Here is a 25,001-nt window from a genome sequence, read left to right on the forward strand (position 1 = left end):
GGCCCAGGTCTTCGGTGTGGGCGACGACCAGGTCGTTCCAGCGCTTGACGATGGCCGCGCGCTGCTTGGCCGGCACGGCGCGCCAGGCGGGGAAGGCGGAGTGGGCGGCCTCCAGCGCGGCGAGCGCCTCGGGCGCGCCGGAGTCAGGCACGGAGGCGATGACCTCGCCCGTGGCCGGGTTGGTGACGGGCAGCAGCGCGCCGGGGCCCGGCGCCCACTGGCCGGCGATGAAGTTGGCGTTGCGGATGAGGTCGGGGCGGGAGAGAGTCAGGGGCAGGGGTTGAGGCTGGGTTTGTGGCATGGGAGTTTGAGGTCAAATCGGCCGTTTGGGCTTGTATGGCAAGGGCCTTTAGCTATGATCTATATAGCAAAATCAACTCACGATGCCCAGGTGCCAGGGCACGAACTCATGGTCGCCCAGGCCCAGCAGCTCGCTCTTGGTCGCCTCGCCGCTTGCATGCTGCAGGATCTGCGCGAAGATGCGCTCGCCCATCTCGGGCACCGTCAGCTCGCCGTCCAGGATCACGCCGCAGTTGATGTCCATGTCTTCCTCCAGCCGGCGGTACATGGGCGTGTTGCTCGCCAGCTTGATCGTCGGCGCCGGCTTGCTGCCGAACATCGAGCCGCGCCCGGTCGTGAAGCAGATCAGCTGCGCACCGCTCGCGATCTGGCCCGTGGCGGCCACCGGGTCGTAGCCCGGCGAATCCATGAACACGAAGCCGCTCTCGTCGATGCGCTCGGCATATTCGTAGACGGCGCGCAGCGGCGTGGTGCCGCCCTTCATCGCAGACCCCAGCGATTTCTCGAAGATGTTGGCCAACCCCCCGGCCTGGTTGCCGTGGCCCACCACGCCGTTGAACTGGGCGTTCTGCCCGGCGGTATAGCGCTCCCACCAGGCCAGGCGGTCCAGCAGCTTCTGGCCCACGGCGGGTGTGATGGCACGGCGGGTGAGCATGAACTCCACGCCGTGGATTTCCGGTGTTTCCGACAGGATGGCGGTGCCGCCGTGGCGCACCAGCACGTCCATGGCCGCGCCCAGCGCCGGGTTGGCCGTGATGCCCGAGAAGCCGTCCGATCCACCGCATTCGAGCCCGATCTTCAGGTGGCTCGCCGGCACCGTAGTGCGGCGCGCTGCGTCGGCCGCGGGCAGCATCGCCTCGATGGCCGCGATGCCCGCAGCGATGGTGGCGCGCGTGCCGCCCACGTCCTGCATCACCAGCGTGTGCAATAGCCGGCCGCGCTCCAGCCCCTGGGATTCCACAAGGCCGTCCACCTGGTTGCGCTCGCAGCCCAGGCCCACGATCAGCACGCCCGCCAGGTTCGGGTGCCGCGCATAGCCCGCGATCGTGCGGCGCAGCACGTCGAAATGCTCGCTGGGCGACGACATGCCGCAGCCGCTGGTCTGCGCGAACGCCACCACGCCGTCCACGTGCGGGAAGGCCCGCAGCCGCTCGGGCGTGAAGTACGCGGCGATCTGCTTGATGACCGTGGCGGAGCAATTCACCGACGAGAGGATGCCGATGAAATTGCGCGTGCCCACGCTGCCGTCCGCGCGCACGAAGCCTTCGAACGTCGCGCGCTGGGCCTCGGGCACGTACTCCACGGGACGCACGTCCGCGCCGAAGGCCGGGTCGCGGTAGTAGTCCACCAGTTCCAGGTTGTGGCTGTGCACGTAGTCGCCCGGTTCCAGGTCGCGCGTCGCCACGCCGATCACCGTGTCGTACTTCTTCACCTGCTCGCCCTGGGCGATGCGCCGCGCCGCGATCTTGTGCCCGGGTGGCACCTGGGCGCGCGTGCGCACCCCCAGCTCGGGAATCTCCTGGCCCAGCGCCAGCGCCGTCTTGGCGACGAACACGTTGTCGTGGGGGTGCAGGTGCAGCAGCGGACTGTCAAGGCTGGGCATGCGGGGCTTTCATCGGTGCGTGGGTGATCAGGACTTCATCAGCTCGCGTAGCCTGAGCTTGTCGATGAGCACCGTTTCCTTGGCGTAGACGGTGTTGACGTACTTCTCGTAGTCGGGACCGTCCAGGTAGAGCAGCGGCGCATCGAGTCTGTCGGCCACGGCCTTGAACTCCGGGCTGGCGACTGCCTGGCGGAAGGCATCGCGCAGCTTCGCCGCCACCGCCGGGTCCAGCCCTTTCGGTGCGCCGATGCCGTTGGGCGCATCGACCACCACGTCCCAGCCCAGCTCGCGCAGCGTCGGCACGTCCTTGAAGCGCGCGGTGCGTTGCTCGCCCCAGGTGGCCAGCAGCCGCAGCTTGCCCGCTTCCACATGCGGCGCCCACGAGCTGGAATCCGCCAGCGCATCCACGTGGCCGCCCAGCACGCCCTGCAGCGCTTCGGCGCCGCCCTTGTAGGGCACGTGGTTCAGCTGGATGCCCGCCACGCTGGCAAACTCCTCCATGCCCACGTGCGTCGCACCGCCGACACCGGCATGGGCGTAGGTCACCTTGCCCGGATGCGCCTTCGCGTAGTCCACGAAGTCCTTGAGGGTCTTGAACGGCGAATTCGCCGGCACCGCGATGCCGAAGGTCTGGCCCGACGTGAGCGCGATGTAGGTGAAATCCTTGCGCGGGTCGGCGGCCAGCGTGCCCAGCTGCGAGAACCGCGTGACCGAGATCGGGATCTGCCCGATCGTGTAGCCGTCCGGCTTCGCGCCCGCCAGGGCCTTCGATCCGATCATGCCGGAGGCCCCCGCGCGGTTCTCCACCGCGATCGGCTGGCCGAGCACGCGGCCGGCCAGCGTGCACAGCGTGCGCATCGACTGGTCAGCCGTGCCTCCGGCGGGCCAGGGGCAGATGAAGGTGATCGGGCGTTCCGGGTAGGTGCCCTGAGCGAGCAGGCGTGCGGGCGCGGAGGCGAGGGCGAGCGTGGCGGTGCCGAGCGCGCCCAGAACGAACTGGCGCCGGCCGCAGCGTGGGGTCTGCATGGATTTGTCTCCTGTTTCTTGTCGTGGGGGATGCAGCCGCCATTGTTCAGAAGCATCTCATGCCGATCCAATGAAAATATGGACTCTCTTCATCACCTCCAGGGAATGACCCGCCATGGCCCAGATCGATCGTGTGCTGCGCTCCAACCTCAAGCTGCGGCATCTGCAGATGCTGGTGGCGCTCGACCAGTTCCGCCACGTCGGCCGCGCGGCGGAGTTTCTCTCCGTCACCCAGCCCGCCGTCTCCAAGACGCTGGCCGAGATCGAGCGCATGTTCGGCCTGCTGCTCTTCGAACGCTCCACGCGCGGGACCGAACCCACTGCGGCGGGCGCGAGCGTGGTGCGTTTCGCGCGCTCGGTGCTGGCGGGCTACGAGCGCACGCGCGACGAGATCGCCGCCGAAGCCAGCGGCGCGCGCGGGCGCACCAGCGTTGGAGCGATGGTGGCGGCCACACCGGTGCTGCTCACCCAGGCCGTGGAGGCGTTCAAGGCACGCTCGCCCTATGCCACCGTGCTGATCGAGGAGGGCGACCTCACGCGCCTGCTGCCCCGGTTGCGGCTGGGCGAGCTGGACCTGTTCGTCGGCCGGCTGGAGCCCGGCTACGCCTCGCCCGACCTGGAAACCGAGGCGCTCTACGACGATCCCATGGTCGCCGTCGTGCGCCCTGGCCATCCGCTGGCCCGCAAGCGCCAGCCCCGCTGGTCCGACATCGCCGCCCAGCCCTGCGTGCTGCCGCCGCCCTGGGCTTCACTGCGCGTGAAGCTCGAACAGCAGTTCTTCGCCCACGGCCTGCACCCACCGGCCGACATCGTCGAGTCGGCCTCGTTCCTCTCCCAGATCACTTTCGTGCAGCAGCGCGGGGCCGTGGCTTTCATGGCGCAGGCCGTCGCGCGTCACTGCGCCCAGCAGGGCATGGTGGCGGTGCTGAAACTTCCGGTGCCGGTGGACCTGCCGCCGGTGGGGATCATCCGCATGCGCGGTCGGGATGACACGCCGGTGACGCAGGCGCTGCTGGAATGCCTGAGGGGCGTGGCGAAGCAGGTGCGCGTCAGGCCTGGCTGACGGCGGGGCTTGCTGGATCGACTTCGCAGCGCTCGCCTGCCGTCCCGCCGCGCAGCTCCCTCGTCATGGGCTCGCACAAAGGGTGGGCGGAGCCTTCACGGGGCGGGGCAGGCGTCATCCCAGCCCGCCATGCCGGCGAGTTTCTGCAACCGTGATCGCTGCTCCAGGCACGCCTGGTGCTGCGCCTGCGCCGCCTGCTGCTGTGCCAGGCGGGTGGCTCGATCACGTGCGGCCTGCCATTGCGCGACGCGCTCGCGGATCTGCGGCATGGCGGCCAGTGCGGCTTTCTCGCCCTCGAGAATGGCGCTGGCACGCTGCGTGAAGTCGGCCGCGCCGATGTCGAGCACCTGCGGTCGCACGATGACATCGGCCCGCGCCAGCTCGGCCTGGCCCAGCTTCTGGCCCATGATGGCGATGGACTGGCCCAGGGTGCCCAGCATGCCGGCAGGCGTCTGCCCACGGGCCTTGTTGGAGATGTCCACGGCCACGACGATGTCGGCGCCCAGCTGCCGGGCCGCATCGACCGGCACCGGGCTGACGATGCCGCCGTCCACGAAATGGTATTTGCCGATGGTCACCGGCTGGAACACCCCCGGCACGCTGCTGGAAGCGCGCACCGCCTGGCCCGTGTTGCCGCGGGCGAACACCGTGCGCTCGCCGTCTTCCAGCCGCGTTGCGACGGCCACGAAGGGCTTGGCGAGCTTGTCGAGCGGCTGGTTGCGCACTTGCGCATTGACGTAGTCCTCGAGCTTTTGCCCCAGCACCAGCCCGCCGGACGACAACTGCAGGTCGCGGATGCTGGCCTCATCCAGCGCAACCGCCTTTTCCTGCAGCTCGAATGCGTTCAGGCCGGCCGCGTAGAGCGCGCCCACCACGCTGCCGGCGCTGGTGCCCGACACCACGGCGGGGGCGAGGCCGTTGGCCTCCAGCATCTTGATGACGCCGATGTGCGCGAAGCCCTTGGCCGCGCCGCCGCCCAGGGCGATGCCGATCCTGATGGGCGCCGTGGACGGCTGGGCCGCCAGCTGCGGCGCTGCGGCTGCGGCGGTTGCGGCGGATGTGCCCGTGGGCGGCGCGCTGCCGCAGCCAGCCAATGCGGCTGCGCTCAGGAGGCTGAGAACGCGCAGGGGGCGCGACAAGGCGGTCAGGGGCATGCCGGGCGGAAGTCGTGTGGTGAGGCCGCTGAGTTTATCGATACGGCCGTGTACGCGTCCGAAGCCGGGCAGCCCGCGCCACCCTGGAAGCTCACCCCTTGGCGATGGCCGCGGCGATGGCTTGGCCCACCTCGGTGGTGTTGGCGGTGCCGCCCAGGTCCGGCGTCTTCGGGCCCGACTTGATGACCTCTTCGATGGCCGCGACGATGGCATCGTGCGCCTGCCGCCCGGCGCCCTGGCCCCGGGTCAGGAAGTCCAGCATCAGTGCGCCCGACCACACCATGGCGATGGGGTTGGCGATGTTCTTGCCGTAGATGTCCGGCGCCGAGCCATGCACCGGCTCGAACAGGCTGGGGAAGCTGCGTTCGGGGTTCAGGTTGGCCGAGGGCGCCAGGCCGATGGTGCCGGTGGTCGCCGGGCCCAGGTCGGAGAGGATGTCGCCGAACAGGTTGGTGGCCGCCACCACGTCGAAGCGGCCGGGCTGCAGCACGAAGCGCGCGGTGAGGATGTCGATGTGCTGCTTGTCCAGCGTGATGCCGGGGTAGTCCTGGGCCACCTCGTCGGCCCGCTTGTCCCACCAGGGCATGCTGATGGCGATGCCGTTGCTCTTGGTGGCCAGCGTGACGTGCTTCTTCGGGCGGCTCTGGGCCAGGTCGAATGCGTACTTCAGCAGGCGGTTGGCACCGTGGCGCGAATAGACGGATTCCTGAATCACGATCTCGCGGTCGGTGCCTTCGTACATCACGCCGCCGAGCGAGGTGTATTCGCCTTCGGTGTTCTCACGCACCACGTAGTAGTCGATGTCGCCGGGCTTGCGGCCGGCCAGCGGGCAGGGCACGCCCTCGAACAGGCGCACGGGGCGCAGGTTGATGTATTGATCGAATTCGCGGCGGAACTTGAGCAGCGAACCCCAGAGCGAGACGTGGTCCGGGACGGTGGCCGGCCAGCCCACGGCGCCGAAGAAGATCGCATCCATGCCCGACAGCTGCGCCTTCCAGTCGTCCGGCATCATCTTGCCGTGCTGGGCGTAGTAGTCGCAGCTGGCCCACTCGAAGGTGTGCAGCTGCAGCTGGAAACCGAAGCGATCGGCAGCCGCCTGGATGGCGCGCAGGCCCTCGGGCATGACTTCCTTGCCGATGCCGTCACCGGGCAACACGGCGATCTTGAAGGTGGTGGGAAGACTGGACATGGTCGCACTCCTGGGAGGAAAAGGGAGATCAGCAGGGCGAACATCCAGCGCCGCTGCTGCAAGAACACGGCCATTCTTGGGAAAACGCTCCCGCAATACAATCCGCGCACTGTGGTTCCATTGTTCACACTTCGTGCATAAAACACCTGCTACCGACGACCTGCGGGTCTTCACCGCCGTCGTTCGGCGGGCCAGCTTCGCGGAAGCAGCCGCCGAACTCGGCGCTTCGCCTGCGTACGTGAGCAAGCGCATCCGTCTGCTGGAAGACGAATTGGCAGTCAAGCTCCTGCATCGCACCACCCGCCGCGTGGCGGTGACGGAAGAGGGCGAGCGCGTCTTCCACTGGGCGCAGCGCATCCTGGACGACTGGGACCAGTTGCTCCAGGAAGTGGCTGTGACCCGGCGTGAACCGCGCGGCCTGCTGAAGGTCAGCTGCAGCTTCGGCTTCGGGCGGCGTGTGGTGGCGCCCGTGCTGTCGCAGCTGGCAGAGCGGCATCCGGGCCTGCAGGTGCGGCTGGAGGTGTTCGACCGGCTGGTCGATGTGGCGGGCGAGGGCTTCGACCTCGACATCCGCGTGGGCGACGAGATCGCACCGCACCTCATCGCGCGCCGCCTGGCCGATAACCAGAGGGTGCTGTGCGCGGCACCCGGTTATCTGGCGCGCAAGGGCGTGCCGCGCAGCGTGGCCGATCTGGCCAGCCACGACTGCCTGGTCATCAAGGAGCGGGACCACCCCTTCGGCGTCTGGCGGTTGCGCAGCGGCGCCTCGGACGAGACGGTCAAGGTGCGGGGTCCGCTGTCCGCCAACAACGGCGAGATGGCCGTGCAGTGGGCCGTGGATGGGCGCGGCATCGTGCTCCGTTCCCTGTGGGACGTGGGCGCCGAATTGCGTTCCGGCCGCCTGGTGCGGCTGCTGCCCGACTGGCGCCAGGAGGCGAACATCTGGGCCGTCTACCCGACCCGGCTGGAGCGGTCGGCCAAGGTGCGCGTCTGCGTCGAGTTCCTGCAGGCGCATTTCGACCGCCAGACCTGGGACGCGGGAGACGCCGCATGAGCCGCCCCGTGCGGTCAGCGCGCCTGCTGCAGTTGCTCGACGAGTTGCGCCGCTGCCGCCAACCCGTTTCCGGAGCGCAACTGGCAGAGCGCCTGGAGGTGAGCTTGCGCACGCTCTACCGCGACATCGCCGTGCTGCGCCAGCAGGGCGCTGACGTGGCGGGCGACGCGGGCGTCGGCTACCAGCTGCGCCCCGGCTTTCTGCTGCCGCCCTTGATGTTTCCTGCCGAGGAGCTGGAGGCGCTGTTGCTGGGTGCGCGCTGGGTGGCTGCGCATGCCGACCCGGAACTGGCCCGGGCCGCAGGCCACGCGATGGAGCGCATCGCCGGCACGTTGCCTGCGTTGCTGCGGCTCGAAGTCGAAACGAGCGGCTTGTTCGCTCCGCAGTGGTCGGGCCCTCCTACCGAGCCCTGGCTGACGGCCTTGCGCCACGCCGTCCGCGCCGGCCATGCCGTGCGCATGCGCTACACCGATGGCGAGGGCGCGGTGACGGAGCGCACCGTGTGGCCGTTCGCGATGGCCTTCCTGGCCGACGTGCGGCTGCTGGCGGGCTGGTGCGAGCTGCGGCAGGACTTCCGCCACTTCCGGGCCGACCGGGTGCTGTCGCTGGAGGACACCGGCGTGCGCTATCCGGCCATGCGGCATCAGCTGCTGCGGCGCTGGCAGCGGGAGCGCCTGCGCCAACCCGACGCGCATTCCAGCGCTGCTGACAGGAACTGACAGTGGCGCCCCGCAGACTGCAGGCTCTTTCCCCACTGGAGCCTGCAATGCGCACTGAACCCGTCGAATCCGCTGAATCTCTCATTTTCTACACCCACCCCATGTCGCGCGGCCGGGTCAGCCGCTGGATGCTGGAGGAAACCGGGCTGCCTTACGCCGAAGTGGTGCTCGACTATGGCAGCACGATGAAGTCTGCTGACTATCTGGCCGTCAATCCCATGGGCAAGGTGCCGGCCCTGCGGCACGGTGGGGCGACCATCACCGAGGGCGCCGCGATCTGCCTGCATCTGGCCGACCTGGCGCCGCAACGGGCGCTGGTGCCACCACCCGGCTCGGCATTGCGCGGCCTGTGCTACCGCTGGCTTTTTTTCGCAGCCGGCCCGCTCGAGTCGTTCCTGACGGCGCGCAAGCACGGCCCGCTGGCACCCGCCGTGGAGGCCGGCTACGGCCAGGAGGCCGATCTGATGCGCACGCTGGAGCAGGCCGTGGCCGGCAAGGCGTACGTGGTGGGCGAGAGCTTCACGGTCGCCGATCTGTACCTCTCGGCATTGCTGGGCTTCTACATGCGCGTCGGGATGCTGGAGCGCAAGCCCGTCTTCGAGTCCTACGCCATGCCGCATTTCCAGCGTCCGGCTGCCTTGAGGGCGCAGGCAAGGGACGACGCGCTGATGGCGGCCCATCCGCACCCGGCCGCGCCCGTGGCGGCCTGAGCCATTGAGCGACCCCGGCGGGGGGAAGCCTCCTGCGCCGGGCTGCAGTTGCATCGAGGTGCCAGCACCGACCGCCGGGCGCGCGAGTGTCCTGGCGGACCGTGGTGCCTGCGGGGTTTCGCCGAATTCCTACTCGGGTTGAGCAAGCTGCCTACATCGCCGTCCAACGCGGCGCCCTAGGCTGCTTATCAAATTGTTACCGATGTAAGTGATCATGCAAAACACCCTGCCCGTCAAGAAGCAGCTCACTCTCGCCTTCGGGCTGCTGGTCTTACTGATGGCAGCCATCTCCCTGCTGGCGATCTCGCTGCTGCAGCGGTCCGACCAGAATTTCGCAACCTACGTGAACGGCGTGAATGCCCGCGCGTTGCTCGCGGAGCAGATCCGGACCGCCGTGGACAGGAGAGCGATAGCCGCTAGAAACCTGACCTTGCTGCGGCCGGCAGACGACACGGCGCCGGAATATGCCGAGATCCTGAAATCGCATCAGGACGTGCAAGACCGCATTGCCCGCCTGCGTGGCCTGATCGCCGACGCGAAAGACAGCACGCCTGAAGCCAAGGGCTTGGCGGACACGATTGCCGAGGTCGAAAGCCGTTACGGACCGGTCGCGCTGTCGATCACCGAACTGGCCAACCGCCGCGCCACCGGAGAGGCGGCTCAGAAGATCCTGGACGACTGCCGGCCCCTTCTGGTGGAGCTGATCGCAGCGACCAACGCCTACCGTGACTACACCGCCCGGCGCTCCGAAAAGAGCGTGCTGGAATCCCAGAGCCAATATGGCTTCCACCGCGACCTGCTGATCGGATGCGCCGCCCTGGCGCTTGCCCTGGCGTTGCTGTCCGGCTGGGCCATCATTCGGTCGCTGAGCACCTTGCTCGGTTCCGAGCCCGCTGCCCTCAGCCGCATCGCGCAGGGTGTGGCGGCGGGCGACCTGAGCGATGTGCAAGGTGCGGGCGCCGCCCTGCCTTCGAGCGTTCTGGCGTCGCTCGTCCACATGCAAAAAAGCCTCGCAGCGACCGTCTACCAGGTGCGCGCGGCGGCCGACTCCATCTTGAGCGGGTCGGCGGAAATCGCCGCCGGCAATGCCGAGCTGAGCCGCCGGACCGAGGAGCAGGCCAGCGCTCTGGAGGAGACCGCTGCGACCATGGACCAGATCGCAGGCACGATTCAGCAGAACGCGGAGAACGCAGCGCAGGCTTCGGTGCAGGCCAGGCATTCGCTGGATGTCGTCGAAAAGAGCAACCGACTGGTGATGGATGTCGTGGATTCGATGGCCACCATCGACCGGGGTTCGAAGCGGATCGCCGACATCGTGGACGTCATCGACGGCATCGCGTTCCAGACCAACCTGCTCGCGCTGAATGCCGCCGTCGAGGCGGCGCGAGCCGGAGAACAAGGCAAAGGCTTCGCGGTGGTGGCAAGCGAGGTCCGCAATCTGGCCCAGCGCAGCGCCAGCGCCGCCACCGAAATCAAGCAGCTGATCCAGAGCAGCGTGGGTGCCGTGGACGATGGCGTCCGGCTGGCGCAGCAAGCTGGAGCCTCCATGAACACGGTCGCGGGTTCCGTGGGATCGCTGGCGCAACTGGTGGGTGAGATCAGCACCGCGAGCCAGGACCAGGCGGTCGGCGTGTCCCAGGTCGGCAAGGCGATCGGCCAGATCGACCATGCGACGCAGCAGAATGCGTCGCTGGTGGAGGAAGCGGCGGCAGCGGCTGACAGCCTGAAGCTGCAGGCGGAGCGGCTGGTCGCCTCCGTGAGGGCGTTCTCGCTGGAGGGCAGGGCGGCGCAGGGCCCGCTTGGCCTCGGAGGGCGCCAGCCCCTGCTCGCTGCCTGACCGCCCGGCGGGCCGTTGCCGGCTCAGGGCACAGGGCACAGGGCACAGGGCACAGGGCTCCGCGCGGGCGCTGCTTCAGCCTGCCAGCGCGGCCTTGACGGCGGCGGACACCTGGCCCATGTCGGCCTTGCCGGCCAGGCGCGTCTTGACCGCGCCCATCACCTTGCCCATGTCGCCCGGGCCGGCGGCGCCCAATTCGGCGACGATGGCCTGGACGGCAGCCGTCACTTCTTCTGCCGACATGCGTTCCGGCAGGTAGGCCTGCAGCACCACCAGCTCCGACTTTTCCTTGTCGGCCAGGTCTTGCCGGCCGGCACCTTCGAATGCGGAGATGGAGTCCTTGCGCTGCTTGATGAGCTTGTCCACGATGGCGACGATGGCCGCATCGTCTTCCAGCGCCACGCGCTCGTCCACTTCCTTTTGCTTGATCGCCGCCTGCAGCAGGCGAATGGTGCCGAGGCGCTCGGAGTCCTTGGCGCGCATGGCGGTCTTCATGTCTTCGGTGATCTGTTCCTTGAGGCCCATGGCGGCGCTCCTTTGGCTATGAATGGGTGACGGCGGAAAAAGGGGGGCACGAAGCCTTCGTGGCCGGGCGCGGCGCCGCAGGGGCGCAGAGAAGGCTTTTTGCAGACCCACAACGAAAAAACCCGCGCTTGGCGTCCCTAGCGCGGGTTGTCGGCTTGAAGGCCGGCGGTACGGATCAGTACAGCTTCTTGGGCAGTTGCATGCTGCGAACGCGCTTGTAGTGGCGCTTCACGGCGGCTGCCTTCTTGCGCTTGCGCTCGGCGGTGGGCTTTTCATAGAACTCGCGGGCGCGCAGGTCGGTCAGCAGGCCCAGCTTTTCGATGGTGCGCTTGAAGCGGCGCAGCGCCACGTCGAAGGGTTCGTTCTCTTTAACGCGAATGGTGGTCATCAGCTCAATATTTCCAAAGTGTGCCGGCAGAGGGTTTCCAGGAGATCGGGCCTGAGAGCCGTACGCGGCGAAATTCCCCGTCTATAACTAGTATTGGCCGACGGGGTTTGCCAGCAAAGCCGGAGATTATAGCGGCACGCGCGGCGGTTCGGGCAGCAGCCACGGCGCAGGCGTCCAAAACGGCCGGCTTTCCCAGGTCGGCTTGAAATTTGCTTCAAGGCGTTACGGCCAAGAGCCGCCTGCCGTCCGCTGTTTTTCCGCGCATTCCGCGCGGGCTCGGCCTGGCGGCGCTCCCTTCCCATGTCTTTGATGCAACGCGTTTCCGGCTGGCTGGGCCGGCTCAGCGTGGGCCGCAAGCTCATGCTCATCTACCTGCTCGACCTCACGGCGGTGATCTATGTCTCGAGCATTCTCATCCATGAAAAATTCCTGGCGATCGACTTCGCGCGCAAGGAAATCGTCGGCACGGCCTACGCCTCCGTCGTGCGCGACGCGTTGATGGGCGTCTTCGCGCCGGGCGACGGCACGCCGCCGACGCTGGTGCTCGACCGGCTGGTCGAGGCCCGCGCCGCGCACGACGACCGGCTGAAGACTGCCGAGCCCGCCGCGCGATTCGAGGCGCTGCTGCGCCGGTCCGTCGATGCGGGTGCCGCCGCCCCGCCAGCCGCTGCGCCCGAACCGTCGCGGCCTGAGCCGCAGGCGGCGATCCGTGGCGAACTCCTGCGCGAAGGGCGCGAGTTGCTGACCACGGTGGGCAACCAGTCCAACCTGATCCTCGACCCCGATCTGGACAGCTACTACGTGATGTCGCTGGTGCTGCTGCGCTTTCCCGAGCTGCTGCAGGTCACGCACGACACGGTGAACTTCCTGACCGCCGCCCCCAGCCGGCAGGGCGGGCACCGGTCCGCCGAACTGCTGACCCTGGCCGGGCGGCTCGACGCCGTCATGCTGGGCATCGACTCGGACTACAACCAGGCCTTCATCGCCGGTTCGCCCGCGATGCGGGCGGCGCTCACGCAGCAGCGTGGAGCGCTGAAAGATGCCGGGGCGGACTTCCAGGCGCTCCTGCAGGCCATTGCGCAGGGCGAGACGCGCACGGCCCTGGCCGAGCTGCCCGACCGGCAGCGCGCTTTGCAGCTGAACCTGCAGACCGCCTGGGAGCAAGGCACGCTGCAGCTCGACCAGCTGCTCTACGCGCGGGTGGACGACCTCTTCGCGCGCATGTGGCTGCACCTGGGCACGGCCGTGCTGCTGCTGGGCTGCATCCTCAGCCTGGTCACGCTGGTGGCGCGGCAGATCGCGAAGCCGCTGCAACAGCTGGCGCGGGTGGCCGACGAGGTGCGCCGCAGCGGCGACCACACCCTGCGCGCGCACTGGACGAGCCGCGACGAGATCGGCCGTCTGGTCACCGCTTTCAACGGCATGCTGGAGCAGCTCGACCGCGAACGCCTGCTGCAGCAGGAGCTGGCCGCCAGCGCCCGCGCCGCCGAGGCGCAGCGCGAACTGGTCGAGGCCTTCCCGATCCCGATGGTCGTTACCTCGGTGCCTGAACACGAAGTGCTGCACGCCAACGCGCCCGCCGCGCTGTGGCTCGACGGCACCGTGCGCGACCCCTGGCGCCGCGGCCTGGAGCCCGGCGTGCGCGCGCGCTTCTTCCAGCGGCTGGCCGACCAGGGCGTGGTGGACGAATTCGAGGTGCGCTGGAAGGGCAGCGCCGAGCCGCTCTGGGCCGTTCTCTCGGCGCGCTGCCTGCGATTCCAGGGCCGCGACGCGATGCTCACCGCCTTCACGCCGATCAACGTGCTGAAAGTGATGGAGCAGCGGCTCGAGCTGTGGGCCAAGGTGTTCGAGGCCTCGTCGGAAGGCATCATCATCATGACGGCCGAGCAGCAGATCGTGAGTGTGAACAAGGCGTTCTGCCGCAGCACCCACTACGACTTCTACGAGGTCATCGGCGAGAACCTCAGCTTCCTGATGGAGGACGACGCGCGCGACCCGCCGCTGGGCGCCGCCATCGCGCGCACGCTGCAGGAAAAGGAGTCGTGGCAGGGAGAGGTGCGCCTGCGCCGCCGCTCGGGCGACACCTATCCGGCATGGCTCATGGTGTCGGCCGTGCGCGAAGGCGGCAAGGGCGGGGCGGTGGCCAACCACATCGGCATCGCCCTCGACATCACCGACCGCAAGCGCAGCGAAGAGCGGATCCAGTTCCTGGCCCACCACGACGTGCTGACGGAGCTGCCCAACCGTTCGCTCTGCGTGCAGCGGCTCGAGGCCGCCCTGGCGCAGGCCTCGCTGGCCCGCCAGCGCGTGGCCGTGCTGTTCATCGACCTCGACCGCTTCAAGGCGATCAATGACACGCTGGGGCATCACGTCGGCGATGGGCTGCTGCGCTCGGTGGCCGCGCGGCTCACGCAGGCTGTGCGGCAAGGCGACACCGTCAGCCGGCTGGGCGGCGACGAGTTCGTGATCGTGATGCCGAACGTGCAGGGCCCGCAGGACGTGCTGCAGCTGGTGGAGCAGCGGCTGATTCCGGCCATCCGCCAGAGCCACCCGGTGCAGGAGCACGAGCTGAACGTCTCGTGCAGCGTCGGCATCGCGGTCTACCCGGAAGACGGCACCGACATCGACGAGCTGATGCGCCGCGCCGATGCCGCCATGTACGAGGCCAAGACCACGGGCCGCGACATGGCGCGGCTCTATTCGCTGGAAACCGACCAGCGCGTGCAGGCCCGCCAGGCGATGGAGCAGCAGCTGCGCCGCGCGCTCGAACGCGGCGAGCTGGAGCTGCACTACCAGCCGCGGGTGGACACGCGCAGCAGCCGGCTGACGGGGCTGGAGGCGCTGCTGCGCTGGAACCATCCCGTGCTGGGCCAGGTGCTGCCGGGCGAATTCATCCCGATCGCCGAAGAGTCGGGACTGATCCGGTCCATCGGCAGCTGGGTGATCGAGCAGGCATGCGCGCAGTGGGTGCGCTGGCGCGAGGAGGACGCCGGAGGCGTGGGGCTCGGCGGCCTGCCGGTGTCGGTGAACCTGTCGGCCGCCCAGCTGGCAGATCCGCAGCTGGTGCCCGATCTGCGCCGGCTGCTGGCCCGCTGCGCCATGCCTGCCCACCAGCTGGAGCTGGAGCTCACCGAATCACAGCTGATGGAGCGTGCCGACGCCGCCCAGCAGCAGCTGGCCGCGCTGAAGGCGCTGGGCGTGCAGCTGTCCATCGACGACTTCGGCACCGGCTATTCCAGCCTGGCCTACCTCAAGCGCTTCGACATCGACAAGCTGAAGGTGGACAAATCGTTCATCGGCGACATGCTCACCAGTCCAGCCGACCTGGCCATCACGCGCGCGGTGATCGCGCTGGGCCACACCCTAGGGCTGAAGGTGGTGGCCGAGGGGGTGGAGGACCAGGCCACCGTGCAGGTGCTGGACGCGCTCGACTGCGATGAACTGCAGGGCTTTCATTTCAGCCGCGCCCTGCCGGTGGCAGCGCTGGCCGAATGGGTGGCGACACGCGCGCCGCATTCCGCCGCGCTGGTGGACTGAGCCGTCCCGTCGAGGGATCCAAGGGAGGGTCCTCGGAACAGCACGCGCCGGCGTTGGCGCAAGGTGCAGGCCAGGGATTGGGTTCGGGAGCCCGCCGCCGCGCCCCGGGCTCAGGCGCCGGGCAGCGCCTGCGCGCAGGCGTAGGCGCTGGCCCAGGCCCACTGGAAGTTGTAGCCGCCCAGCCAGCCGGTGATGTCCACCACCTCGCCGATGAAGTAAAGGCCCGGCTGCGCCTTGGCTTCCATCGTCTGCTGCGACAGCGCGCGGGTGTCGACGCCGCCCAGCGTCACCTCGGCCTTCTTGTAGCCCTCGGTGCCGGTGGGGGTCAGCTGCCAGCGTGCCAGTTGCTCGGCCAGGCGCGCCAGGGCCTTGTCGGCGGCCTCGTTGATGGGCCGCTGCCAGTCCGGGCTCTGCTGTGCCCAGGTGTCGGCCAGCCGGCTGGGCACCAGCGTCGCCAGCTCGTTGGCGATGAGCTTCTTCGAGCGGGCCTTGCCGGCCGACAAGGCCTCGGGCAGATCGACGCCCGGCGCCAGGTCGATGGCGAGCGGCGTGCCCGGCTGCCAGTAGCTGGAGATCTGCAGCACCGCCGGGCCCGACAGGCCGCGGTGGGTGAAGAGCAGGTCTTCGAGGAAGACGGTGCGCGCCTTCTTTCTGCCGCTGTGCCGCCCTGCAGAAGAACCCGCCCCCTCGACGGGCGGCGACCCGCCTGCCGGCGGAGCGTGGGATGGGTCGGGCGCGTCCGTGCTGATCTCCACGGGCAGGGCCAGGCCCGACAGCTGGGCGTAGGGCGCCCAGGCGTCTGCGTCGAAGGTGAGCGGCACCAGGCCCGGGCGCCGCTCCACCAGCGGAATGCCGAACTGCTGGGCAAGCCGGTAGCCGAAGTCGGTCGCACCGATCTTCGGGATCGACAGCCCGCCGGTCGCCACCACCAGGCTGCGCGCCTCGATGCGCCCTCTGCTGCTATCGATTTGATAGCTATCTGTGCCCGTCCCATCGGCGCTCGCAGCCGAAAAGGCGATGTTTTTGACGTTGCAGGGCTGCCAGCGCTCCACACCCCCCGCCGCGCATTCGGCCAACAGCATCCGGATGATGTCCTCCGCCGACCGGTCGGCGAAGAGCTGGCCCTTGTGCTTTTCGTGGTGGGGGATGCCGTGGCGGTCCATCAGCGCGATGAAGTCGGCCGGCGTGTAGCGCGACAGCGCGGAACGCGCGAACTGCGGGTTCTGTCCGACGAAGTGCTTGTGCGGCGCACGCACGTCGAGGTCGCGGTTGGTGAAGTTGCAGCGCCCGCCGCCGGAGATTCGGATCTTCTCGGCCACTTTCTCCGCATGGTCGATCAGCAGCACCTTCAAGCCGCGCTGGCCGGCTTGCGCCGCGCAGAACAGGCCGGCCGCGCCGGCGCCGATGATGACGGCATCGAACCGGTGAACGGGGTCCATCAGCCCTTCCACGTGAACGGGAACTTCAGCTGCTTCATGAAGCCGTTGGGCACGTAGTCGCCCAGCACGCCGTACTGCTCGGGCCAGAGCTTGGTGCTCTTGACGGCAGTGCCGAAGGCGTAGTCGATGAAGGCGAAGTGGGCCGCGTAGTTGCGATCCAGGGCTTCCTTGTCCTGGCTGTGGTGCCAGTGGTGGAAGTTGGGCGTGACCAGGATGTAGCGCAGCGGCCCCAGGCGCACGCTGACGTTGGCATGGTTGAACACCGCCTGGAAGCCGACGATGACGATGTAGGCGTCGATCACTTCCTTGGAGAAGCCCAGCACGTAGATGGGCGCGAGCACCAGCGTGCGGGTGATGAGCAGCTCCAAGATGTGCTGGCGCGAGCCCGCCATCCAGTCCATGCTCTTGACGCTGTGGTGCACGGCATGCAGGCGCCATAGCGTCGGCACCTCGTGGTAGGCGCGGTGCGTCCAGTACTGCACCAGGTCGGCCACCAGCACGATGAGGAACAGCGCCACCCAGAAGTTGAGGCCCTGCACCCAGCCGCGCAGGCCGTCGCTGGCGGCCCAGCCGAAGAACTTGTGCACCATCAGATTGGTGGCCAGCAGCACGAAGCCGACCACCATGTGGTTCACGATGAAATGGTGGAAGTCGGTTTGCCACTCGGGGCGGAAGATGGGCTGGTCCCGCCGCAGCGCGAACAGCTTTTCGATGAAGATGAAGATCAGCGCGCTGCCCAGCAGGTCGAGGATGAACCAGTCGAGCCCGATGTAGGGCGTGCCGTCCGCGAAGTCCTGCACCGGTACCTTGTGCCCGCCCAGCATGGTGGCCGACACCACCAGCAGGAACGCTGCCGACGACAGCCAGCGCGATCGGTTGAAGATGATGTTGACGAGCGACAGCCCGCCCGCGACCACCAGCGCCACGAAGAGAATGGTGCGGATCACGTCCACGTCGTAGCTCTTGCGCAGCTGCGGCGTGGTGAGGTACTGCGGAAAGTGGAACGCGATCACCCCCAGCAGGCACAGGATGCCCAGCGACAGCGCGATCACGCCGGTGATGATCCCCTTGCCCGGGCGCATGGCCCCGTGGCTCTGGGTGAAATCGTTCAGTTTGTCGAGCATGTGTCTGCAGCCACATTCGTGAAGGGAATGGGCGCGAGTGTAGCGAAGCCGCCTCAGCGATCCTCTCCAAATGTAAGCCGGCTCCTACAATCGGGCGATGACCACGAAGATCCCCGCGCACCAGCTCAGCATGACCGTGCTGATGTCTCCCGACATGGCCAATTTCTCGGGCAACGTGCACGGGGGCGCCGTGCTCAAGCTGCTGGACCAGGTGGCGTATGCCTGCGCGTCGCGCTACTCGGGCTGCTACACCGTCACGCTCAGCGTGGACCAGGTCACCTTCCTGCAGCCCATCCACGTGGGCGAGCTGGTCACCTTCCTGGCCAGCGTCAACTACACCGGCACTTCGTCGATGGAAGTGGGCGTCAAGGTCGTGGCCGAGGAGATCCGCACGCAGATCGTGCGGCATGTGAACAGCTGCTTCTTCACCATGGTGGCGGTGGACGAGGCCCGCAAGCCCACGGCCGTGCCGCCGCTGTTGCCTTCCACGCCCGACGAGCGCCGCCGCTGGGCCGCAGCGCTGCTGCGCAAGGAACTGCGGCGCGAGCAGGCCGCCCGCTTCGAGCAGGTGCGGTTGGCGGCCGCAGGGCAGGCCGGGGTCTGAGGTCCTGGACGGCGGCCCCGGCCGCTGGTGGACCGTTCGCCCGGCGAAAGGTCGCAGGGCAGTGCGCGGCGGCGACGCGAGCGGCGCCGGTTGCCCGCCCTCCGGCGCGGCGCGCGCCGGGGTCAGCGCACGTGGCGCATCGGCTGCGGGGCGGTGGCCAGCGTGCCGGCCTCGACCGAGACTTGCGCCGCAGCCACGCCGCTCACCACGTCGCCGATCACGATCACCGAGGGGCTGGCGAGCTGCTCGCGCTCGATGGTGACGTGCAGCTCGCCCAGGGTGGTCAGCGCATGGCGCTGGCAGGGCAGGCTCACATGCTGGATCACCACCACGGGCGTGCTGGCGGGCAGCCCGGTGAGCAGCTCGTCCTGGATGTGCTGGGCGCTGCTGACGCCCATATAGATGACCAGGGTGAGCTTGGCATCGCGCGCAGTGGTGGCGAGCTGGCGCCAGTCGGTGCCGGAGTCGCCAGGTTTGGCATGGCCGGTGACGAAGATCACGCCGTGGGCATGCTCGCGGTGGGTGAGCGGCGTGCCCAGCAGCGTCATGCCGGCCAGGCCCGCCGTGATGCCGTTGATGACCGTCACGCTGATGCCGGCGGCGCGCAGGTGTTCGACCTCCTCGCCGCCGCGGCCGAAGATGAAAGGGTCGCCGCCCTTGAGCCGCACGACGTTCTCGCCCTCGTTCACCGCCATCACCATCAGCTTCTCGATGAAGGCCTGGGGCGTGCTCTTGCAGCCGCCGCGCTTGCCCACGTACACGATGCGCGCGGTGGGCGCGGCATGCGCGACCACGTCGTCGCTGACGAGGTCGTCCACCAGCAGCACCGTCGCGGCCTGGATGGCCTTGAGGGCCTTGAGCGTGAGCAGTTCCGGATCGCCCGGCCCTGCGCCCACCAGCGTGCAGGTGCCCCGGGCGATGCCGGCGGTGCCCAGGGTGGAGGTGCCGCGCGCAGCGCTGGCGCCTGCGGCATCGTGGGGTGGGGTGGTGCGGTTCATGGCTGTGTCTCTGAGGTGATTTGGCGGCTGGTACGCAAGATGTGTTCCACCTGGCGGGCGAGCGCGGGCGGGACCGGAAGCTCGCCCTCCAGCACGCGGCGCGTGTAGTCGGCCGTGGTCTGCACGTCGATCTCCGAAGGCAGGCCGGCGACCTCCGAGGCGGTACCCGGCTGCTGCTCGTCCAGCAACTGGTGCGTGCCGCCCACGAAGGCGTCGTAGCGCGGCGTGCGGCGCGGGTCTGCGGCCACCTCGCCCTCCAGCCCGCGCGAAAGCAGGGCGTTCATGCCCATCGTGGTGAAGGTGGCGCAGAGCATGTCGAAGTATTCGGGGTGGGTGTAGCTGGCCACCACCAGCGCCGGGCCGGCGCAGGGGTTCATCAGCTTGGTCACGCTGTGCCCCGGGTTGCGCAGGCCGACCACTTCGCGGGCCGCCAGCAGGCGCGCCAGGCCGGCGTGCAGCCGTTCGGTGTGGATGTGCGCCACCGTGCCGCCGGCGATCTTCGCCGGCGCAGCCAGCGCCGGCACGCCCAGCGCCGCGAGCACGTCCGACGCCAGGATGCGCCGCGCTTCCGTGCGCATGCCGTGCAGCAGCACGGGCAGCCCCTCGCGTGCCAGCAGCAGCGCCAGCAGGGGCGTTAGCACCGGCAGCTTGCGGGCGCCGTTGTAGCTGGGCAGCACGATGACCGGGCCGTCACCGGCGGGAATGCGGGCCAGCCGGGCATGCACGGCATCGAGAAAGCCGCACATCTCGTCGGTGGTTTCGCCCTTGATGCGCATGGCGATGCAGAAGGCGCCGATCTCCAGGTCGGTCACCTGGCCGTCGAGCACCTGCCCGAACAGGTCGGTGGCTTGGGCGCGGTCCAGCGCCTTGGCGCCGCGCGCGCCGCGGCCGATTTCCTTGAGATAGTGGCTGATGCCCATGACGGCCTGGCTGGAAGGTGGTGAAAACGAAAAATGCAGAAACGAAGCGCCGTGCGAGGAAGCGCGGGGCGGATTGTCCCGCAGGTCAGATAACCGCCCGTTATATGGCGCCCTTTTTTTCCGTGGGTGGGTGGCGCGCGACCGAGATCATGCCGGCTGGAGCGTTCTGGCCGCTTCCGGCTGCGGGGCCTGGGACGCCGGAGCGCAGGCCCGCACCATGCGCTTGAGCTCGGGCACGCACGAGCCGCACTGCGTGCCGCAGCGCAGCGTGCCCTGCAGCTGCGCCAGCCGCTCGGCGTCGCTCCCGTGGCAGGCGGCCAGGGTCTGGGTGATGGCCACGTCGGTCACGTGCAGGCAGACGCAGACCGGCTTGCCGCGCGACTGCACCGCCACCGGCGGCAGCACGCTGGGCACCAGCAGCTGGCGCCGGTAGGCGCCGGCAGGCAGCTCTTCCTGCAGCAGCGTGCGCATCCACCCGGCCGAGCGGGTGTCGCCGCCGAGCAGCACGGCCTCCAGCGTGGTGCCGGCTTCGCTGCCGCGGCCTTCGGTCTCGGGGCGCGACAACCGGGCCACCCGGTACTGGCCGCGCTTCCTGTCCGCATAGCGCACCGCGTCGGGCACCGCCAGGCCCAGCAGGCTTTCGATGCGGGCGAGCAGGTCGCCCTCGGGTGCTTCATGCGCCGCGCCGCGCAGCAGCACACCGGTTCGCGGACGGCAACCGCCCGCCGCCGCGGGCGTGCCGGCGCTGGAGAAGGGCACGCAGCTGGCAAAAGGCAGCTCCCGCATCAGCGCGGCCAGTTGCTGGCGCGCGGACAGGGCCTCGGCCTCCGGCAGCCAGGCCATGGCCAGCAGGTTCCAGGGCAGTTCGGCCTTCAGCACCTTCACGGCGGCATGCTTCAGCTCCGGCTGCTTGGAGCTGGGGCAGAACTGCGAGGTGGTCAGCGCGTTCACGCCGGCGAGCGGCTGCCCGGTCGACGAGCGTCCGCTGAGCGCTTCGCTGCCCCAGTGCATGGCCATGAAGACCTGGTGCGGGGCGAGCGTGGCGTCAGGTTGCACCGGCACCACGATGGAGCCGCGCTTGCTGGTCACGTGCACCAGCTCGCCGCCCACCCAACCGCGCTGCGCCATGTCGCCAGGATGCATCTGCAGGCTGGGTTCGGCCGCGTGCCCGAACAGCTGGCCCAGCGTGCCGGTGCGGCTCATGCCGTGCCACTGGTCGCGCAGCCGGCCCGTGGTCAGGCTGAAGGGGTAGCGCGATTCGCGGGGCTCGGCCAGGGGCTGCCAGGCATGCGCCGCAAAGCGTGCGCGCCCATCGGGCGTGGGATACACGCCGTCTTCATAGAGGCGTGCGCGGCCGGCCGGTGCGCCTTCGGGCAGGGGCCACTGCTGCGGGCCGCGTGCGTCCAGCATCGGCCACGACAGGCCGGTGATGTCGAGATCGCGCCCCCGCGTGCTCTCGCGGTGTTCGGTCCAGATGGCTTGCGCGCCCGCCGCCGCATCGGCCGTGTCGTACGGAAACAGCGTGGCGGCGCCCGGGCGCAGGCGCCGTTCGAGCCGCTGCGCGAACTGCACGGCGGCGGCCCAGTCGTGGCGGGCCTCGCCCGGTGCGGCCACGGCAGGGCGCACGCGCGAGATGCGGCGCTCGCTGTTGGTGACGGTGCCCACCTTCTCCCCCCAGCTGGTGGCGGGCAGCAGCAGGTGGGCGTATTCGCCGGTGGCGGTGGTGGCGAAGGCTTCCTGCACCACGACGAATTCGGCGCGCTCCAGCGCGCGGCGCACGGTGGCCTGGTCGGGCATGCTCTGCGCAGGGTTGGTACAGGCGATCCACAGCGCGCGGATCTCGCCGTCCGCCGCCGCCTGGAACATCTCCACCGCCGTCTTGCCCGGCGTGGCGGGAACGTCTTCCACGCCCCAGTGCGCAGCCACTTCGGCACGGTGTGCGGCGTTGCCCAGGTCGCGGTGGGCCGACAGCAGGTTGGCCAGGCCCCCCACCTCGCGCCCGCCCATGGCGTTGGGCTGGCCGGTAAGCGAGAACGGCCCCGCGCCCGCGCGGCCGATCTGCCCGCAGGCCAGGTGCAGGTTGATGAGTGCGGCGTTCTTGGCGGTGCCGCTGCTGCTCTGGTTCAGGCCCTGGCAGTACAGGCTGAGGCTGGGTCGGCGGGTGCCGGGCGCTGCGTCATCCACCCCCGCGAACCAACGTGCAGCGGTGACGATGTCTTGCTCCGGCAGGCCGCAGACCTCGGCGGCGTGGGCGGGCGTGCAGTCTTCCACCAGTGTGCGCACTGCATCGAAGCCGCTGGTGTGCCGGGCGATGTAGCCTGCGTCCATCCAGCCCTCGCGCAGCATCACGTGGAGCATGGCGTTGAACAGCATCACGTCGGTGCCGGGCAGCAGGGGCAGGAAGAGGTCGGCCGTGCCGGCGGTGTCGGTGCGGCGCGGGTCCGCCACGATGATCCTCATGCCGGGGTTGGCGGCGCGTGCGTCCTCGATGCGACGAAACAGGATGGGATGCGCCCAGGCCGCGTTGCTGCCGACGATGAACAGGCACTGGGCGTGGTGGATGTCGTCATAGCACGCAGGCGGTGCGTCCGCGCCCAGGGTGGCCTTGTAGCCGGCCACCGCGCTGCTCATGCACAGGCGCGAATTGGTGTCGATGTTGTTGGTGCCGACCAGGCCCTTGGCCAGCTTGTTGAAGACGTAGTAGTCCTCGGTCAGCAACTGGCCCGAGACGTAGAAGCCCACCGCGTCGGGGCCATGCCGGGCGATCACGTCACCGAAGGCCCGGGCGGCGGTGTCCAGTGCCGCATCCCAGCCGATGGGCTGCAGCGGATCGCCCTGGCAGGCGCGCCACTGCGGGCGCAGCAGCCGCGTCTGCAGCGTGACGGCGGCGCTGGCCGTCAGGTGCAGCGTCGAGCCCTTGGTGCAGAGCCGGCCGAAGTTGGCTGGGTGGTCCGGGTCGCCCCGCACGCCGGTGATGGCCTGGCCGTCCGATTCGATGATGACGCCGCAGCCGACGCCGCAGTAGGGGCAGGTGGAACGGGTTTCTTGCATACGTCGTGGGGCAGGTTTCAAGGGTTTTGGGGCTCGGGCGCTTATGGATGCTGGGCTGATTGCTATCAAATAGATAGCTTGCCGGCGGTCTGCCCTGGCGACACGGCGGGCCCTGGCGAAGCCTGCAGCGCCGCTGCCGCAGGCTCGCCGAACATCAGCGCGTCGCGGATCTCGGCAATCGTCCTGCCTTCGCGCAGCAGGTTCCAGTACCAGCTGCCATCGGCCGTGTCGCCATAGAGGCAGGCGCCGACCAGGCGGTCGTCCTTCACCACCAGCCTTTTGTAGACGCCACCGGAGGGGTCGCTCATCACGATCTCCTCCGTGCCGGCGCCGCCCCGGAAGTCGCCCGCGCTGAACAGGTCGATGCCGGTCACCTTCAGCTTGGTGGAGACCAGCGAGCCCTGATAACGCCCGATGCCGTGCTGCGCCAGATGGTTCGCCAGCACCTTGCCCTGCTCGAACAGCGGCGCGACCAGCCCGTAGGCCACGCCCCGGTGCGCGGCGCATTCGCCCACGGCATAGATGCGCGGGTCGGTCACGGTCTGCAGGGTGTCGCTGACGACGATGCCGCGCGCGACATGCAGGCGCATCTGCTCGGCCAGTTGCGTGTTGGGACGGATGCCGACCGCCATGACGACGAGCTGTGCCGGGATCTCGCGGCCGTCCTTGAACCGCACGGCGCGCACGCGGCCGGCCGGCCGGCTGCGCGCTGCGGCATCGCCACCACTGCAGATGTCGCTGCCGCCATCCCCGTCGCCCAGCAGGGCTTCGGTCTGCGCGTTCAGCAGAAAACGCAGGCCGCGCTGCTCCAGCGCCTGCTGCAGCAACCCTGCCGCTGCATCGTCGAGCTGGCGGTCCAGCAGCCAGTCGCCCACATGCACCACGGTCACATCCATGCCGCGTTTCATCAGGCCATTGGCGGCCTCCAGCCCCAGCAGGCCGCCGCCGATGACGACCGCCTGCCGGTAGCGCGCCGCGGCGGCGATCATGGCTTGGGTGTCCGCGATGTCACGGTAGGCGAGCACGCCCTCCAGCTGGTGGCCGGGCACGGGCAGGATGAAGGGGTTGGAGCCGGTCGCCAGGATCAGCCGGTCGTAAGCGGCCGTGACGGGCTGGCCTGCCGCATCGGTGGCATGCACCACGCGGCGCACGCGGTCCACCTCCGTCACCGTACAGCCGCTGTGCACGGTGATTCCGTGCCCGGCGTACCAGCTCCAGTCGTTGAGGACGATCTCCTCCAGCGTCTGTTCGCCGGCCAGCACGGGCGACAGCAGGATGCGGTTGTAGTTGGGGTGCGGCTCGGCACCGAACACGGTGATGTCGTAGAGGTCCGGCGCGATCTTCAGCAGCTCCTCGAGCGTGCGCACGCCGGCCATGCCGTTGCCCACCAATACCAACCGGGGTTTTCTTGTCGTCGACATCGCTCTTGCATCCCACGTCAGGCCAAAAAAAAGGCGTCCTCACGGGCCCCCGACCTGTTCGGCCGGGTGCCCATGGGGACGCCTTCGTCCTGCCGGCCGCCCATCCATCGGCGGAGGGGGCTGGCGGTGCGGCCTTGCGGGCCACATCAGCGGGAAAGCAATGGGTGTGCCAATGCGGCTTGAAGCAGCGTGATGGCAGGGGAATGTGCCTCAGCGCCCGTCATTGCTGGGCTTTATGCTATGAATTAAGAAGCATTCGACCAGCTGGCGCCATGGTAGGCAGCCCGACCGATGCACTGGATGGGTGCGGCGGGCAGCGCGTCTGCGCAGCCGCTCAGA

General features: G+C 69.1%; 19 protein-coding genes and 1 pseudogene. 7 read left to right on the forward strand and 13 right to left on the reverse strand.

The features are described 5' to 3' along the window. From ASF94_RS10230 to ASF94_RS10240, 3 genes are all read right to left on the reverse strand, one after another. A partial coding sequence (locus ASF94_RS10230) for an aldehyde dehydrogenase family protein (RefSeq protein WP_156382498.1) occupies positions 1-277 on the reverse strand: 277 nt, incomplete at its 3' end. Positions 278-373: 96 nt separating this feature from the next. Then, the gene (locus ASF94_RS10235) at positions 374-1,903 is read right to left on the reverse strand and encodes a UxaA family hydrolase (RefSeq protein WP_056665457.1); all 1,530 of its coding nucleotides are present in this window, start codon (positions 1,901-1,903) and stop codon (positions 374-376) included. Between the two features lie 27 nt (positions 1,904-1,930). After that, the gene (locus tag ASF94_RS10240) at positions 1,931-2,929 is read right to left on the reverse strand and encodes a tripartite tricarboxylate transporter substrate binding protein (protein ID WP_056665460.1); all 999 of its coding nucleotides are present in this window, start codon (positions 2,927-2,929) and stop codon (positions 1,931-1,933) included. 115 nt (positions 2,930-3,044) lie between these two features. On the opposite strand from ASF94_RS10240, the gene ASF94_RS10245 reads away from it, so the two are divergent. After that, positions 3,045-3,992: a LysR substrate-binding domain-containing protein gene (locus ASF94_RS10245; protein ID WP_056665462.1), complete on the forward strand. Its 948-nt coding sequence runs from the start codon at positions 3,045-3,047 to the stop codon at positions 3,990-3,992. 95 nt (positions 3,993-4,087) lie between these two features. On the opposite strand, the gene ASF94_RS10250 is transcribed toward ASF94_RS10245, so the two are convergent. Both ASF94_RS10250 and ASF94_RS10255 read right to left on the reverse strand, forming a co-directional pair. Further along, positions 4,088-5,146 carry a patatin-like phospholipase family protein gene (locus tag ASF94_RS10250; RefSeq protein ID WP_056665466.1) on the reverse strand — a complete coding sequence of 353 codons (1,059 nt, stop codon included), beginning with the start codon at positions 5,144-5,146 and terminating at the stop codon, positions 4,088-4,090. Between the two features lie 91 nt (positions 5,147-5,237). Continuing rightward, entirely contained in the window at positions 5,238-6,335 is a 1,098-nt protein-coding gene (locus tag ASF94_RS10255; protein WP_056665468.1) for a tartrate dehydrogenase, read from the reverse strand. A 133-nt stretch (positions 6,336-6,468) separates the two neighbouring features. Between ASF94_RS10255 and ASF94_RS10260 the strand changes: the two genes are divergently transcribed. From ASF94_RS10260 to ASF94_RS10275, 4 genes are all read left to right on the forward strand, one after another. Continuing rightward, a complete protein-coding gene (locus ASF94_RS10260; protein ID WP_235505327.1) occupies positions 6,469-7,389 on the forward strand; it encodes a LysR substrate-binding domain-containing protein in 921 nt (306 codons plus the stop codon). After that, positions 7,386-8,108 carry a YafY family protein gene (locus tag ASF94_RS10265; RefSeq protein ID WP_056665475.1) on the forward strand — a complete coding sequence of 241 codons (723 nt, stop codon included), beginning with the start codon at positions 7,386-7,388 and terminating at the stop codon, positions 8,106-8,108. The genes ASF94_RS10260 and ASF94_RS10265 overlap by 4 nt, the downstream gene beginning before the upstream one ends. Positions 8,109-8,155: 47 nt before the next feature. Then, positions 8,156-8,818: a glutathione S-transferase family protein gene (locus ASF94_RS10270; protein WP_056665477.1), complete on the forward strand. Its 663-nt coding sequence runs from the start codon at positions 8,156-8,158 to the stop codon at positions 8,816-8,818. Between the two features lie 214 nt (positions 8,819-9,032). Beyond that, on the forward strand, positions 9,033-10,655 hold the full coding sequence (locus ASF94_RS10275) for a methyl-accepting chemotaxis protein (RefSeq protein ID WP_235505328.1): 1,623 nt from the start codon (positions 9,033-9,035) through the stop codon (positions 10,653-10,655). Positions 10,656-10,730: 75 nt separating this feature from the next. Here the strand turns inward: ASF94_RS10275 and ASF94_RS10280 are convergent, their stop codons facing one another. Beyond that, on the reverse strand, positions 10,731-11,180 hold the full coding sequence (locus ASF94_RS10280; RefSeq protein WP_056665480.1) for a GatB/YqeY domain-containing protein: 450 nt from the start codon (positions 11,178-11,180) through the stop codon (positions 10,731-10,733). A gap of 175 nt (positions 11,181-11,355) precedes the next feature. Continuing rightward, positions 11,356-11,568 (reverse strand): 30S ribosomal protein S21, encoded by a 213-nt coding sequence (gene rpsU / locus ASF94_RS10285; protein ID WP_007833691.1) that lies wholly within the window; start codon positions 11,566-11,568, stop codon positions 11,356-11,358. 300 nt (positions 11,569-11,868) lie between these two features. On the opposite strand from rpsU, the gene ASF94_RS10290 reads away from it, so the two are divergent. Beyond that, the gene (locus tag ASF94_RS10290; protein WP_056665483.1) at positions 11,869-15,105 is read left to right on the forward strand and encodes an EAL domain-containing protein; all 3,237 of its coding nucleotides are present in this window, start codon (positions 11,869-11,871) and stop codon (positions 15,103-15,105) included. 110 nt (positions 15,106-15,215) lie between these two features. Here the strand turns inward: ASF94_RS10290 and ASF94_RS10295 are convergent, their stop codons facing one another. Beyond that, on the reverse strand, positions 15,216-16,544 hold the full coding sequence (locus ASF94_RS10295; protein ID WP_056665523.1) for an NAD(P)/FAD-dependent oxidoreductase: 1,329 nt from the start codon (positions 16,542-16,544) through the stop codon (positions 15,216-15,218). Then, positions 16,544-17,668: a sterol desaturase family protein gene (locus ASF94_RS10300; RefSeq protein WP_056665486.1), complete on the reverse strand. Its 1,125-nt coding sequence runs from the start codon at positions 17,666-17,668 to the stop codon at positions 16,544-16,546. Before ASF94_RS10300 ends, ASF94_RS10295 begins: the two co-directional genes overlap by 1 nt. Positions 17,669-17,765: 97 nt before the next feature. Here ASF94_RS10300 and ASF94_RS10305 point away from each other — a divergent pair, with 97 nt between their 5' ends. Then, a complete protein-coding gene (locus ASF94_RS10305) occupies positions 17,766-18,272 on the forward strand; it encodes an acyl-CoA thioesterase (protein ID WP_056665488.1) in 507 nt (168 codons plus the stop codon). Positions 18,273-18,394: 122 nt separating this feature from the next. Here ASF94_RS10305 and cobA read toward each other — a convergent pair whose 3' ends face one another. From cobA to ASF94_RS10325, 4 genes and pseudogenes are all read right to left on the reverse strand, one after another. Then, on the reverse strand, positions 18,395-19,270 hold the full coding sequence (gene cobA, locus ASF94_RS10310; RefSeq protein ID WP_082493159.1) for a uroporphyrinogen-III C-methyltransferase: 876 nt from the start codon (positions 19,268-19,270) through the stop codon (positions 18,395-18,397). Beyond that, positions 19,267-20,190: a DNA-binding protein YbiB gene (ybiB, locus tag ASF94_RS10315; RefSeq protein ID WP_056665490.1), complete on the reverse strand. Its 924-nt coding sequence runs from the start codon at positions 20,188-20,190 to the stop codon at positions 19,267-19,269. The genes cobA and ybiB overlap by 4 nt, the downstream gene beginning before the upstream one ends. Before the next feature lie 147 nt (positions 20,191-20,337). Further along, positions 20,338-23,241, reverse strand: a complete 2,904-nt coding sequence (locus ASF94_RS10320; protein ID WP_056665493.1) for a nitrate reductase — start codon at positions 23,239-23,241, stop codon at positions 20,338-20,340. Positions 23,242-23,384: 143 nt separating this feature from the next. Then, a pseudogene (locus tag ASF94_RS10325) lies at positions 23,385-24,662 on the reverse strand (NAD(P)/FAD-dependent oxidoreductase); the annotation flags it as partial. Positions 24,663-25,001: the final 339 nt, after the last annotated feature.

Origin of the sequence: Acidovorax sp. Leaf160 (genome assembly GCF_001424265.1) — a bacterium.
In the GTDB taxonomy this organism is placed as follows: domain Bacteria; phylum Pseudomonadota; class Gammaproteobacteria; order Burkholderiales; family Burkholderiaceae_C; genus Paracidovorax.